10 protein-coding genes are annotated in these 13,992 nt (G+C 44.6%); 4 read left to right on the top strand and 6 right to left on the bottom strand.

Going from position 1 to position 13,992, the window contains the following annotated elements; translation table 11 throughout:
- Nucleotides 1–17: 17 nt before the first annotated feature.
- Nucleotides 18–1,043, bottom strand: coding sequence for an adenosine kinase (locus JMX92_RS10005; protein ID WP_201545443.1), 1,026 nt, complete (start codon nt 1,041–1,043; stop codon nt 18–20).
- Between the two features lie 605 nt (nt 1,044–1,648).
- Between JMX92_RS10005 and JMX92_RS10000 the strand changes: the two genes are divergently transcribed.
- From JMX92_RS10000 to JMX92_RS09990, 3 genes are all read left to right on the top strand, one after another.
- On the top strand, nt 1,649–2,329 hold the full coding sequence (locus JMX92_RS10000; protein WP_011961061.1) for a histidine phosphatase family protein: 681 nt from the start codon (nt 1,649–1,651) through the stop codon (nt 2,327–2,329).
- Between the two features lie 231 nt (nt 2,330–2,560).
- On the top strand, nt 2,561–5,587 hold the full coding sequence (locus JMX92_RS09995; protein WP_201545459.1) for an insulinase family protein: 3,027 nt from the start codon (nt 2,561–2,563) through the stop codon (nt 5,585–5,587).
- 142 nt (nt 5,588–5,729) lie between these two features.
- On the top strand, nt 5,730–6,233 hold the full coding sequence (locus tag JMX92_RS09990) for a hypothetical protein (RefSeq protein ID WP_227535090.1): 504 nt from the start codon (nt 5,730–5,732) through the stop codon (nt 6,231–6,233).
- A gap of 2 nt (nt 6,234–6,235) precedes the next feature.
- On the opposite strand, the gene JMX92_RS09985 is transcribed toward JMX92_RS09990, so the two are convergent.
- From JMX92_RS09985 to JMX92_RS09975, 3 genes are all read right to left on the bottom strand, one after another.
- Nucleotides 6,236–7,696, bottom strand: coding sequence for a WS/DGAT/MGAT family O-acyltransferase (locus JMX92_RS09985; RefSeq protein WP_201545441.1), 1,461 nt, complete (start codon nt 7,694–7,696; stop codon nt 6,236–6,238).
- Nucleotides 7,697–7,818: 122 nt separating this feature from the next.
- Nucleotides 7,819–9,204, bottom strand: a complete 1,386-nt coding sequence (locus JMX92_RS09980; protein ID WP_201545440.1) for a WS/DGAT/MGAT family O-acyltransferase — start codon at nt 9,202–9,204, stop codon at nt 7,819–7,821.
- 196 nt (nt 9,205–9,400) lie between these two features.
- Nucleotides 9,401–10,249: a thiazole synthase gene (locus tag JMX92_RS09975; RefSeq protein WP_011961056.1), complete on the bottom strand. Its 849-nt coding sequence runs from the start codon at nt 10,247–10,249 to the stop codon at nt 9,401–9,403.
- A gap of 477 nt (nt 10,250–10,726) precedes the next feature.
- Between JMX92_RS09975 and JMX92_RS09970 the strand changes: the two genes are divergently transcribed.
- Entirely contained in the window at nt 10,727–12,058 is a 1,332-nt protein-coding gene (locus JMX92_RS09970) for a LysM peptidoglycan-binding domain-containing protein (protein ID WP_155587648.1), read from the top strand.
- 286 nt (nt 12,059–12,344) lie between these two features.
- Here the strand turns inward: JMX92_RS09970 and JMX92_RS09965 are convergent, their stop codons facing one another.
- Nucleotides 12,345–12,560, bottom strand: a complete 216-nt coding sequence (locus tag JMX92_RS09965) for a hypothetical protein (RefSeq protein WP_201545439.1) — start codon at nt 12,558–12,560, stop codon at nt 12,345–12,347.
- Between the two features lie 754 nt (nt 12,561–13,314).
- Nucleotides 13,315–13,860, bottom strand: coding sequence for a surface-adhesin E family protein (locus JMX92_RS09960; RefSeq protein ID WP_201545438.1), 546 nt, complete (start codon nt 13,858–13,860; stop codon nt 13,315–13,317).
- Nucleotides 13,861–13,992: the final 132 nt, after the last annotated feature.

The following is a 13,992-nucleotide window of genomic DNA, read 5'->3' as shown; positions in this document are numbered from 1 at the left end:
ACTTTAATACTAAGCTACTAAGAACGGGCAGGCAGTACTTGCTGAGCAATACTTTGATACTGCTCAAGGCTCAAACGTGGACCAAACTGTTGTACCACTTGGCTTGCCACCTGACCGGCTAATTGACCGCACTGAGTTAATGTACAGTCATTGGCCAAAGCATATAAAAACGCGCCTGAATAATTATCGCCTGCACCATTGGTATCGATGACGGTATCGACTTTAGGGGTGGCGACTTGAATTAGGCTTAATTGGCCCGCTTCGCTGCGCTCACAAATCATGGTATCTTGCGCGCCCGAGGTGACCACTGCCAACTGGCAGAAGTCGGTCAGTGCTTGGGCTGCCGCTTTAATATCGTCTGCTCCAGTAAAGAGCTTGGCTTCTTCAACATTACAAAAAATCACATCAACGCCATCGCCCAGCATTTGTAGCAGGCCATCTTTGGCAAAGTTGACTACCGCAGGATCAGCGAAGCTTACCGCAATTTTGGTATGGTTGTCTTTGGCCTGTTGACGTAGCTTTTGTAGGGCAGGGTGTAGGCTGGCTGACATGGACAAATAGCCTTCTAGATACAACCATTTACTTTGGGCCAAGGCTTCAAAATCGATATTGGCGTCATCAATCTCACTTGAGGTGCCCAAGAAGGTCTGCATGGTGCGCTCGCCATCTGGGGTAATGGCCACCACACATGAGCCAGTCACGCCGCCTTCTACCGTAGATTTGGTATTGCAGGTGGCGACACCAGCTTGATTTAAATCATCTAAATAAAATTGGCCGGCGTGGTCATTACCAACACGGCAGCCATAAAAGGCTTTGCCACCAAGGCAGGCAAAAGCAAACATGGCATTGGCTGCCGAGCCACCGCCAGTTTGTTTTGAAGGCTGTAGGTCGTTGTTTTCAAACTCAGACAATAACTGGGTTTGCTCCTCCAAACTGGCCAAGGTCATGCTGCCTTTGGCCAAGCTGGTTGAGGTCAATTGTTCATCGCTTAATAGATATTCGTGGTCTACCAAAGCGTTTCCTACAGCCATAACGTCGTACATAATAATTCCAACTTATATTGTGTCAATGAGGGTTTAAAAATCGTGCCGCTATCATACTGCAATTTAGCCAGATTGTGGAGGGCATAGCGGCAGTAGTCTGTGAAACATTGCTGCATTTTTAAGGTGATTGAAAAATAAATAAAAAAAATTAGCAGTTAAACGGGTATGGTTGTAAGTATTTGATTTTATTATAATTTTAAACTGTTTAAAAAATAGACAATTTAAGGTGAGGCCTTGCTGAATCTGTGTTAAATCTTGTCAAGTTTTGAGTTATACACAGAGTTATCCACAGGTGATGGGGGTAACTTTGATAGCCCTTGATATCACAAGGGCTGGCTGAGAAGCTTTTAAAATAAGGGCGCAGCAGAAAAAGCAGAAAAATAGAAAATTTGGCTTTGGGTGACTGGCGCGTCTGGTGATGTTCCACAAAATAAGGCGTTGCCTTTGTACTTGTTTTAAAATGAGTTTGAATTTTTGACCGACTCAAGTAGACTGGCGGTTACTGATTAATAAAGCTTAGCAATACGCTTAAAAAGACACTCTACAGGCTACTTCTAAAGATGATGTCTAAAAATCACATCCAAACCATCTAAGTATACCTATCTATGAGAAAAATTTATTTAATCCGGCATGGCCAAAGCACAGCCAATGCCGGAGGCGAGGCGCAGCCTAATTCACAAATTCCTTTAACGCAATTGGGACACAAGCAGGCGCATTCTGTGGCACAGTGGGTGCAGCACACATTAGGTGATCACATTGAATCCATCAGCGTGTCAAGTTTTTTGCGGACTCAGCAAACAGCGCAGCCGCTATTGGAGAGGGTGGCAATGAGCGCCCAAATCATTGAAGGCTTGCAAGAGTTTAACTATCTGAGCTTTAGCTGTATTGAGGGCAGAGATTTTGCAACTCGGCTGGCGTTAATGGATGAGTATTGGGCAAGCGCACATCCTGAGTACTCGCAAGGGGCTGATGCCGAAAGCTTTGCTCAGTTTTATCAACGTGTGGCAAAAGTACTTAACGACTTTGAGCAGTTTGAAGATGGCAATCATGTGGTCTACACCCATGGCTTTTGGATAAGTATGTTAATTTGGCAGCTACTCGGTCAAAGCGCACAAAGCGATCGAGATGTGGTCAAATTTCGTCAGTTTGAGCAGTCTATTCGTGCCCAAAATGGTGAGGTGTTTTGTTTGACACTGCCTGCCAAACACAGTGGCCAATCCTATCCGCCCAGCATTACTAAAGTGCGCAGCTGTCCGAATCAAAACTCTGATTTGTCAGCGCAATAACCTGTCAGGTAGCTTTATGTCATTAAAGTGACTAGAAAGTGACTGGCTTGGCTTTAAAAAAGTGCAAACGACTCCATTAACTAATATCAGCACGCCCAAAATGCAGCACTTGTCAAAAAATGATTTGACCCGCCTACTAATAAAAATACCATAAATAATATGAGCTCCTCTATGCAAACAAATTCCGCGCAAACACCACCTGCAAAAACACCAGATGTAAAGACAAAACAGATGCAAGCCACCAGTGCTACGCCAGACTTGACCTTACACCCAAGCTTTAAGCTGCTTGAGCAGCGTAAAATTGAAGCGCTGTCTTTAGATGTCCTTATTTGTCAGCACATCCAAACCGGCGCCATGCACTACCATTTAGCGCATCCTAGCGATGAGAATGCATTTTTGGTGGGGTTTCGCACTCAGCCTATGGACTCAAAAGGTGAGGCACATATTCTTGAGCACACCGCGCTGTGTGGCTCAGCCAAATATCCGGTGCGCGATCCTTTCTTTTCTATGATTAAGCGCTCATTAAATACGTTTATGAACGCCATGACAGCAGCAGATTGGACCGCTTATCCGTTTGCTACTCAAAATAAAAATGACTACTTTAATCTGTTGTCAGTCTATCTTGACGCTTCATTTTTCCCAAATTTGCACCCACTGGATTTTGCCCAAGAAGGTATTCGCGTTGAACTAGACGACAGCGATAAGCCGCATTTTAAAGGCATTGTTTTTAATGAAATGAAAGGCGCCATGAGCGGTGAGATTGACCAACTGTATCATAGCGTGGCGCACCATTTATTCCCAACCACCACTTATCATTACAACTCAGGCGGTGACCCTGCAGATATTCCAGATTTGACCCATGCAGAGCTGGTGCAGTTTCATCAAAGCCATTATCATCCCTCAAACAGTGTGATTATGAGCTTTGGTAATATCCCAGTCTATGAGACTCAGGCGAAGCTTCATGACGATGCTTTGGCACAATTTGAGACAGGAAAAAAACATCAGTCTCGCCCTGAGAAGCGTTTAACGGCACCCATTCAAGTCACTGAGACTTATACGGTCGATGAGATTGATAAAGCACAAACCCATCATGCTATCGCTTGGCTGCTGCCTGAGATTACCAATCCCAGACAGCGTTTGGCGCTGCGCTTGTTAGAGGGGGTGCTTATAGAGCATGCCGGCTCGCCGCTGCGTGCCTATTTAGACAGTCATCCTCTGGCCACAGGGCCAAGCCCTTTGTTGGGTCTTGATGACAGTCATTTTGAGATGGTGTTCTATGCTGGTGTGCGAGGCTCCGAGCCTGAGCATGCGGATGCTATTGAACAAGGTGTTTTAGAGCTATTGCAGCAAGTGGCAGATAGCGAGATTGATCCTGAAGCCATCGAAACCATTTTGCATCAGATCGAAATAGATCAGCGCCACATAGGCGGCGACAGTATTCCTTATGGCCTAAACTTAATGCTTGAAGGCTTTAGTACGGCCATTCATGATGGTAATCCAATCGATATCTGGGAGGTGGATGAGCATTTGCAGTGGCTGCGTGAGCAGGTCAAAGACCCCACTTGGCTGCCTGGTTTATTAAAGCAGCATTTATTAGACAACCCGCATCGTGTGCGTGTCACCTTGGTACCTGATGCGAGTAAATCTGCTCAATTGGCCGCTGCTGAGCAGGCCCGATTAGACCGTATTGAAGCCAATTTAACCGAAGAAGATAAGCTTAAATTAAAGCAGCAAGCGGCTGCGTTAGCTGATCGCCAAGCGGCGCCGGATGATTTAAGCTTACTACCAAAGGTGGGGCTTGAGGATGTGCCAGAGTCAATTAGCTTTATCCATGGCAAGCAGGTAAATATTCAGCTGGCGGGTGACGACAGTGTCTTGTATCAATATGAGGCGGGTACCAATGGCTTATATTATTATCAAGTGATTATGCCGCTGGCGGATCAAGATGAACTGATTAACCATCCGCTATTGCCGCTTTATTTGGGGCTAATATCTGAGCTGGGTACAGATGAATTGTCAGCGCGTGATTTTCAGGCGCTGCAAGCGGCTCACTCATCTGGGGTAACTGCTCGGGTAAGTCAGCGCACCTCTCCTAAAGATCCGGACAGCTTAAGCAGTTATTTTGTGGTGGCCACGCGCGCCTTAAACCGTAAGCCTGAGGCCATTGACTTGGTGAAGCAGGTGCTTGAGCACAGTATCTTTACTGAGCATGACCGTATCAAAGAGCTACTACAGCAAAGACGTGCCGGCTGGCAATCTCGTTTAGCCAGCTCAGGTCATGCTTATGCGATGCAAACGGCCAGCCGTCACATGAGCCGCCAAGCAGAACTTGAATATGTACGCAGTGGCTTGCCCGCACTTAATGCGTTAAAAGAGTTTTTGGAGCAGGCCAGCAATGATGAGCGTAAATGGGATGATTTGGCTCAGGCATTGATGGTACTGCATCAGCGCTTGGCGAGCTTACCAAAACAGGCGCTGATTGTGTGTGAGCCTGAACAAACTGAGAACTTCAAACACTTAATTGAGCAAAGCTGGGCACAGTCACGCTATACTGGCAAGGTGGCACAAGACTCTCAGGCGCTTGCAGCCAGCATTCCAAGTGAGTACACACAGCTACAATTGTCCCTGACCTCACCTGACACTGAAGGCACGCAAGACAACAGTATAGATAGACAAGCGCCAGACTTAGCGTGGTTAGTCGCCACCAATGTCTATCACAATGCGGCTGTGTATCCTGTGGTACCGGCTGATCATCCAGACAGCGCTGCACTCATGGTTTTAGCCCCTTACTTACGCAATGGCTACTTACACAGTGCCATTCGTGAGCGTGGCGGCGCCTATGGTGGCGGTGCAGGCTATGACGCTAATGCTTGCGCCTTTAAGTTCTTTAGCTATCGTGACCCGCATTGTGCTGAGACCTTTGAGCACTTTGAGCAAAGCGTGGTGTGGCTATTGACCGAGCCGCAGCAGCCTGAGCAGCTAGAAGAGGCCATTTTAGGAATTGTCTCTAGCATGGATAAACCTGGCTCACCGGCTGGGGAAGCGGTGAAATCTTGCTTTGCCGACTTACATCACCGCGGCGAGGCTTGGCAACAAAAAATGCGCGCTAATATTTTAGCGGTAACGTTAGAAGACTTAAAGCGTGTGGCCACCACCTATCTACAAGGCAAGCCAAGCAGCAAAGCTGTGCTTGCGCGGCATGATAAAGAAGAAACCTTAACATCTTTAGGTTTTGCCGTAGAAAAAGTGGCCAGCTAGAGCCAACTAAGGTCAGTTAGATGGCTATCTGCGTTACTAAATGCTAGCTTAGAGGTAAGCGGCCTAGTGTCAAAAAGAGGTGAGTCTTAGGACATCACCTCTTTTTTTGGCAGTATTTAATATTTAATCCACTGAGATGTCCATGCAAGATGATTTATTCCCCGCCCAAGACCCTACCGATTATCCTGATCCTGTGGGTATGCAACAAACCGCGCATACCAAAAGCTGGATAAGCACAGTGGGCTATGCGCTACCTTACGCGCTGGCGTATGTGTTTGCGCCCTCGCAGCTGACTCAAGTTAATTTTCCATTGAGTGGCATTGGGCTATCGCTGGCAGTATTGCTGTTATTGAATATAGTGGTACTTGGGATATTTAGAGCCACTCAAAAACGTCCCCTAGAGAAGATTGAATGTCACCGAATTGGGGTGCTTACGGCATTGTTGACGCTGATAGCCACCTCATTGCTGATGCTGCACACCTTATATGACATTTCAGCTGGCGAGATGAGTATGACTGCTCTGCAGCAAAATGGGGTGCTCCCCATGTTGGTGATTAGTGGCGCCATTGGCTTATTTATTAATTATATCGCAGTCACTTATGGCTTATGGCTGCTACAAAAGCTTGGCTTAAAGCTGGGTTTTTAATCTTAGGCAGATTGCTCTTTACTGTCTGCCTCAAGTACCAATAGCGCTTGCTCCAATAAAGGCACCAGATTTTGAATATTGGGCAGATTTTTACCACAGCCAATAATTCCAAAATGCACCTGATTGAGATAACTGGTAAAGGTTATATTTAGCGCTTGACCATCAAAAACAACGGAAGCCGGGTACAGTGCACTCAGCGCAGCACCATCCCAATACAGTTGCTGTTTGGGACCAGGAACATTGGATATGAGAATATTAAAAGCCTGCTTTTTGGGGTAAGCGCCGGTTAATAAATTAACCCCCTCCCAAGCATAAGTTATGGCACTGTAGTTGATGACCTGCGCCTGATCTAAGCGCCCAAACTTATCTTTACCGATGGTCATACTGTCATGAATGGCTTGTAATCGCTGCTTGGGGCTGGCCTGATCGGTCCCCAAGTCACACAATACCAGTGATGTTTGATTGCCCGAGGCGCTTTGATCTTTTCGAAGCGATACGGGCACAAAGGCAACGAGTGGCTCTTTGGGCAGCGCGTTTTCACTGATTAAATAGCTGCGCAGTGCCCCAGAGCATACCGCCAAGGCCACATCATTAATACTCACATCGAGCCGCTGGGCTAGGCTTTTAAACCGGCTCAAATGGAAGGTATGCGCCATGAATATGCGTGAATTGGATATGCGCTGATTAAGCAAGCTGCTGGGTGCTTGTAAGGTTGAGACATGGCCGGGATCTGTGCGCTGCCTGAGGCCATTTTTGAGTTCAGTAAATACCGGTTTGATGCTGCCCACCTGCTCTTTAACAATACCGCTAACCGAGCGTTTTTGTGGGGTAAGGGCGGCCAGATGCTTTTTATCTCGGCGCATTAAGGCCCAAGGTGGCAAGCTCATCACCTCATGCTGTGAGGCAGATAAAGACCTCTCAACCAAACGCATGGCTGCCACCCCATCCACCAAGGCATGGTGAATCTTAAAATACAAAGCAAATTGTTTTTTTGGCGCAGGCTTTTGAGAGGACTTGGGCTTTGGCTCAGCCTGATTTATAGGTAACTGGTTTGGGTGTAAGGGCTTAGAGGGGGCGATGACATCGACATGATCGGCTTCAATACCCTCAATAATATGACATTCCCACAGCGGGTAGCCCTTATCTAGCATATTGGCATGCACATCCGACACATAACTATATAGGGCCTGTTTTGAATAAGGCTTTGGCAGTACCATGTGGTGAAAGTGATAGTGAATATCTACCTTGTCTGCACTTTTCCAAAAGGTTTGATTGTGCACCACTTGATCAAATGGAAAAGTCGGCGGTGTGGTAGAGCTGCGCATTTGACGCACCAAATCTGCGACAAAATTATTGTCACTATTGTCTGGTATATCAAACAAAAACAGCCCACCGACGTGCATGGGCTGTTTGTGCTTTTCTAATAAAAAAAATAGCTGCTCTACCAAAGATAAAATTCGCATAAAAAACCTTATTAACAGTCTTTAGTAAAACCCGATAAGCCAGCCCTGCCTTATCGCCATTTGTCTTGATGTTCTTAGTCATCATCTAACAGTAAGCTACAAGGCAAGTGGGCTGCAGCGGTTTATTCGCGAATGCCCAACTCTCTTTCGGTACAGATGGTTTCAAGTTGGCCCAACTCATCTTCTAACATCTTGAGCAGGCTTTGAATCTTGGGCAGAGTTTTACTACACGCCACGATACCAAACTCGATGCGGTCCAAATAACTGGCTAAAGTAATGTTCATTGCCTGACCATTAAATAAGATAGAAGCTGGATACAAGGCTCTTAATTCCGCACCGTTCCAGTATAGCTTTTTTTGTGAGCCAGGAACATTGGAAATAATTAAGTTAAACGCATGTTTTTTGGGATAAGCATTGGTAAAAATATTCACAAACTCCCAGCTGTAAGCGACCAAGCTATAGTTGACAACCTCCGCTTGTGACATACGACCAAAGCGCTTTTTGCCATCATTCATGCTGTTATGGACAAGCTTTAAGCGCTCTAGAGGACTGGCCAAATGCGTGCCCAAATTACATAAGATAAAGGCAAACTGATTGCCCGCGACTGTCTCATCTTTACGCATAGAGTAGGGTACCCATGCGATTAACGGATCCTTTGGTAGCTCATTGATGGATAATAAATAGCGTCTTAATGCCCCTGAACATACAGTTAGTACCACATCATTAATACTCACCCCCAAATTATTTGCCACTCTTTTAAAGCGAGCAATGTCATAGGAGTCAGCAATAAAGCGGCGTGAGCTTGAAATGCTTTGGTTTAAGATGCTGGGCGGCGCCTGGGTGGTGCGCACATAGCTACTGTCTTTATCGATTTTTAGAGCATTAAGCAGCTCGCCCATCACCGGCTTGGCGGTTTGTAATTGGTCTTTGATGATACTGCCAATGCCACGCTCTTTTGGTATCACCGACTCAATTTGATGGCGGTGGCGCATCATTAACGCCCAAAGCGGTAAGGTGATGGTCTCATTGGGTGACTGTGATAACGACTTTTGAACCAAGCGCATGGCCGCAATGCCATCTACCAACGAGTGGTGAATTTTAAAATAAAGCCCAAATCTTTTGGGGCGACCGTCACTCTCCGGCTCAATACCCTCAATAATGTGGCATTCCCATAGCGGACGCGCCCTATCTAGCAGGCGACCATGCTCTTTTGAGATATAAGATAATAGCTCGCGCACTCGGGCAGGCTTAGGCAGCGCAATATGGCGAAAATGATGCTCAACATCAAACTCGTCATCGTTTTTCCAGTACGTTAAGTTGTGCAACACCTGATTAAACGGAAAAGTAGGGGGGACTGTAGAGTTTTGCATTTGCTGCACCAAAGACAGCACAAAATCCTCTTGAGCATCTTTGGGAACCTCGAATAAAAACAGCCCACCGACGTGCATAGGCTGCTTTCTTTTTTCAACCAATAAAAACAGTAAATCTACCAATGATAATAGACGCATGACATTCCCTTGCTGTATCAAATACAATAGACGGTCACATAAAGCCGCTTGTACACAGAATAATAATTCATTAAAACACGCTTAAGCTACAGATAGTAAATCAAAAATTAAGTCAATGAAATCTATTTATGAGTCATTAGGTCATTAAGAGATTTGACTTTCATAGTGTTTTTACATTCACCCAAACTCTATCAGATTACTGAAAGAAATAGCCGGTTTGTGGGGAGCTTGGCACCGCCATTTTACGCTTAGGCATACGGCCTGCCAAATAAGAGGCACGCCCAGCCCAAATAGCATGTTTCATAGCATGCGCCATCATTACTGGGTTTTGGGCATTGGCAATGGCAGAGTTCATTAATACCCCATCGCAGCCAAGCTCCATGGCAATCGCGGCATCAGAGGCGGCGCCCACGCCAGCATCGACCAAAACTGGCAGATTATAAGCTTTGGTTTTTTCGACAATCAAACTTAGTGTATGTGGGTTTAATAGGCCAAGTCCCGACCCAATTAAGCTGCCTAGAGGCATAATGGCCACACAGCCCATAGCGGCTAATTCTTGGGCGACAATAGGGTCATCTGAGGTGTAAACCATGACCTCAAAGCCATCGTCAATGAGCTTTTTGGCTGCGGTTAAGGTCTGAGTGACATTGGGATAAAGCGTATCTTGATCTCCCAGCACTTCTAATTTTACGAGGTTGTGACCATCTAATAACTCACGAGATAGCTGGCAAGTACGGATGGCAGTTTCAGCATCGAAGCAGCCGGCTGTATTGGGCAAAATCGTATATTTATCTGGTGAGATGACCTCTAACAGGTTAGGCTGGTCTTTATGTTGACCGATATTGGTGCGACGAATGGCCACAGTGACAATCTCAGCACCAGAAGCCTGAATTGCTTGAGCGGTCTGGGTTAAGTCTTTATATTTGCCCGTACCCACCAACAGCCTTGAGTAAAAGGTGCGGCTACCAATAGTGAACTTATCTTGCTGTAGCACGTCAGTGTCAAAATCTGTGGTACTGTGAGGTAATGTAGAATCCAGGGTCATTGCAGTTGCCTTGTCTTTGAACTTGGTTTTTAGGGTTAAGAGGGAGGTCAATCTTGTCAGGTGGTGGTGGTTATCGATTTAAAATTATAAGCCGATACCGCGCTCGGTGAAACAGTTTTTAATTAATAATGATCTAAACTAGTTGATTATAATTGATAAGTTTAAATAAATAGACTATAAAATATTTTGTAGTTATCATAAATTATAACAAAATACACAGGCACAAAAGAGATAAAATTTGCGTCGTTAGTATAACAAAGGTATCTGGTTTTAGGAGCCAAGCAAATAGCCGATAACACGCAGCGAGTTTGAATTAAACTTGTTGGTATTTAGCACAAATTGTTTTGAGTATGCGGGGCAGTATATTAGGCGATGTGATAGCAGACATAAGAGGCGTAATCCTTTATAATCTTAAAATATATTAATGGTTGTGTATAACCGTATGAATAAAGCTTTAAATATAAAAAGGGTGTGACTATGGATTCATCACGACAATTATTATTGGGTACTTTGGTATTTCTGGGAGGCGGCACTTTACTGTTTGCCATGGTGAATCAGATGGGTACCCCAAGTGACAGTCAAGTAGAGCAAACACCGGTGGCGCAAGTAAGCACCGATAAAAGCACCGCGCAGTCACCAATGACAGCAGATGTGGCCACTGAAGAGCGTATCTTGGCCCAAAAGCGTCTTGAGCGTGAAAAAAAGATGTCTGAGCTTGATCAGCGTACCCGTGAGTTCTTGACTGAGCAAGAAAAAGCGGAAGCGTTGGCGATGCAAAAAGCGCGCCTTGAAAACGAACAGTATCGCAATAACAGCGCTGCTGAACCGGTCACTGATGGCTCACCTGCCGATGAAGCGGGCTCTGAAGTTACGGTGACCAAACCTGTGGTAAAGGCCCGACCGGTTGAGACAGTAGTCGCTCAAGTCACTCCAACGCCGGCAACGCAGACCCAAGCTACCTCCGCGACGCAAACAAATACGGCTAAAGCTCAAGACAGCTCAAAGCCTGAACCCAAAAAGGTGGCCACTCAACAGGCACCAAGTAGCACCCAAAAGCATACCGTACAGCGTGGAGAGGGGCTTATTAAATTAGCGCGCCAATACAATGTGCCGGTTGAGGCCATTTCACAGGCCAATAAATTATCCCATAATGCCTCTATTCGAGTGGGTCAAACCCTTACCATTCCTTCACGCAGTCAAGTTGATCGTTTAGTAAGTGAGTACAATGCCAGCAGTAATAAGAGCACTGCTGCACCTACTAAAGCGGCCGTGACCTCTAAGCCGGTGGTAACCAGTACTGGACCCACCAGTCAAAAAGGTCATGAGGTCAAAGCAGGTGAGGGACTTATTAAGCTGGCGCGTCAATATAATGTACCGGTAGAGGCCTTAGCCGAAGCCAACAACATGAGTACCAATACGTCGCTTAAAGTGGGTCAGACAGTTACCATCCCCTCGCGTAAGCAAGTAGAAAGACTGCAGCGTGAAGCGCAGCAAAAACAAGCCGCAGAGCAAAAAAAGCGTGAGGCGCAGCAGCGTCTAGCAGATGCACGCCGTAAAGCTGCCAGTGGAGAGGCTAAGGGTACCTTTGGAGTGCAAGTGGCGCTGGCTGATAATCAGAAAAAAGCCGATGACATCGTCAAGCAACTGCGTGCTGCCGGCTACCGAGCAACCACCAGTAATACCAGTAAAGGTGTGCGGGTGATTGTTGGTCCCGAAAAGGGCAAAGAAGCGGCCTTGGCGTTAAAAGACAAAATCAATGCCGACTCGCGTACGGATGTGGACAATGCTTGGGTGCTTTATTGGCGCTAAATAGAGGTTTGCTGCAGATCCTAACAGGCATCTAGTTATTACCGTTAATAACCCTGGTTAGCCGTTATATTAAGCCAACTCATACAAACACGACACCAGATGTCGTGTTTTTTTATGTACAAAACTTTGATATATAAGGATTTATTTTTATTTAGTTGTTCTTTGGTAGCCACTTTGGTAGCCATTTTTAATGCTACCTATCCTTTTTATATCATTAAAAAACTATAAGTAAATAGCAACCTTTTAGGCTTACTCGTACTGGTCAGATAATTGGTACTTTATTTTATTAAGAATAAACACTAGTTACTAAAGTGTGAGTAGTGAAGTGGTTAAGCCTTGTCTGTTTATCTGCTAACTCTCGATAGTCACTATATTCTGTTTTAGTTAGTACTCCAGCATCAAGTAAGCCATCAAGGTAGCCATGAATTTTCCCTATTGAATAACTTAAATCATCTGAGTAGTTTGTCAGCTCATTGATCATACCTATGATGTTACTTGCCATTAGATTAACCTTTTATGATGTGTGTTTATCTTAGCATTGCTCAGTTTTTAAAAGTGAAGTTTTCTGAAGTACTTAGACCTTAGGGAAACCTTAGGTTTGTTAGGTTTGAATATCAGGTTTTATCAGGTTCAACCATAACAAAGAATAACAGCTTTAAACGCTCAGCATTTGCCCCTGTTGGCGTTGTTTGTGTCTGATTGATGTTAGGTACTAGCCAGCAAATGGGACGCATGTAAGCCCTGTCTCGTAGTTGTAGCAAAATTCTAGATTGTTTCTAAGTGTAGTTTTCTGTAGTCGCCACTCTTTTTTATAGTGTATAAAAACTATCTTGATAGCTTTGGCAAAAGTCCTTTTTATAGCAGTCCGCAAAACTCTATACGTAGTTGTCACTAAATTACTTTTTATAATGTAAAAGTACTACTCAGCTCTTTTTTATAGTAGTCCGAGAAACTAAATGTAAATGTTAGGCTTTATTAGGTTTTGACCTTTTTATAATGTAAAAAAACTAATGGGCTGGGTAGTAATGATATAAACTTTCAATTTTGCGGTCATAGAAAAACATGGGTAGCAGCGGTCACCACTAGCAAGGCTCTGAGCTTTTAATATGCCCTAGGGTGGGAAAGTGGGGAAAATAGGAAAGTAAGTTGTAAAGCCCTTACTGTATAAGGCTTATAGGATTTTCCTATTTAGAGTATAAAAAGGCAAATAAGGAAAGTTAGTAGTCTTTTAGTCGTTAACCCTCCTTATTTAGCAACTAGTAAACATTACATACAATTTCTGCAATTTTAGAAAATACAGTATCAGGAACTACGGGGTCTAATTTATTTGTTCTATTGGGGCTACCTATATAATTATTATTAACATCGTAATTAGCTGAGGCTATATCAATAGTAACGTCCTTATTGCAATAGAACTTAGTTTGTATTTTAGAATAATCGCCATTAGTTTTGACTGTTTTCCACCAAGCCCTTTTATAAGAGTTTGCGAAGTCTAAAGTTCCGTTCTCATACCTTAAAGGCTCGTATCTACTAGTTTCTTCCTTTATCGAGGTAGAGTCTAAGTAATAATCTAATCCAGTTGTTGCAGTTCCTACGTATATCCAAGGAGAGTCATATAAAGCATCAATCATGGCTTCGGCTTCTCCAGCAGCAGCAGCAGCAGCAGCTTCAGCGTCAGCAGCAGCTCTTTGTGTCTCTATAACTGCTAAATCGCTGCTAGAATAACTATTACTTGCAACTGATTGAGTACAAAGAAGTAGCATAATAGGTATGCTATATAATAATGTTGATCTAGAGTTCATTAATCTCTGGAAATACCCCCATATTTAAAACACTAAATAAGTAGAACTAAGCTGCCATATTAAATTTCTGAATCGGCGTAAAGCCACCATTAGCCATATTGGGTCTTTCGTTATTATAGTGATTGATCCAAG

This window comes from Psychrobacter sp. H7-1, assembly GCF_904846585.1.
GTDB classification, from domain to species: Bacteria; Pseudomonadota; Gammaproteobacteria; order Pseudomonadales; family Moraxellaceae; genus Psychrobacter; species Psychrobacter raelei.
This window is presented reverse-complemented; position numbering and strand designations above follow the sequence as displayed.

Coding starts and splice junctions, on each gene's coding strand:
- JMX92_RS10005 (WP_201545443.1), bottom strand. CDS start 1,043: ATGTACGACGTTATGGCTGTAGGAAACGCTTTGGTAGACCACGAATAT.
- JMX92_RS10000 (WP_011961061.1), top strand. CDS start 1,649: ATGAGAAAAATTTATTTAATCCGGCATGGCCAAAGCACAGCCAATGCC.
- JMX92_RS09995 (WP_201545459.1), top strand. CDS start 2,561: ATGCAAGCCACCAGTGCTACGCCAGACTTGACCTTACACCCAAGCTTT.
- JMX92_RS09990 (WP_227535090.1), top strand. CDS start 5,730: ATGCAAGATGATTTATTCCCCGCCCAAGACCCTACCGATTATCCTGAT.
- JMX92_RS09985 (WP_201545441.1), bottom strand. CDS start 7,696: ATGCGAATTTTATCTTTGGTAGAGCAGCTATTTTTTTTATTAGAAAAG.
- JMX92_RS09980 (WP_201545440.1), bottom strand. CDS start 9,204: ATGCGTCTATTATCATTGGTAGATTTACTGTTTTTATTGGTTGAAAAA.
- JMX92_RS09975 (WP_011961056.1), bottom strand. CDS start 10,249: ATGACCCTGGATTCTACATTACCTCACAGTACCACAGATTTTGACACT.
- JMX92_RS09970 (WP_155587648.1), top strand. CDS start 10,727: ATGGATTCATCACGACAATTATTATTGGGTACTTTGGTATTTCTGGGA.
- JMX92_RS09965 (WP_201545439.1), bottom strand. CDS start 12,560: ATGGCAAGTAACATCATAGGTATGATCAATGAGCTGACAAACTACTCA.
- JMX92_RS09960 (WP_201545438.1), bottom strand. CDS start 13,860: ATGAACTCTAGATCAACATTATTATATAGCATACCTATTATGCTACTT.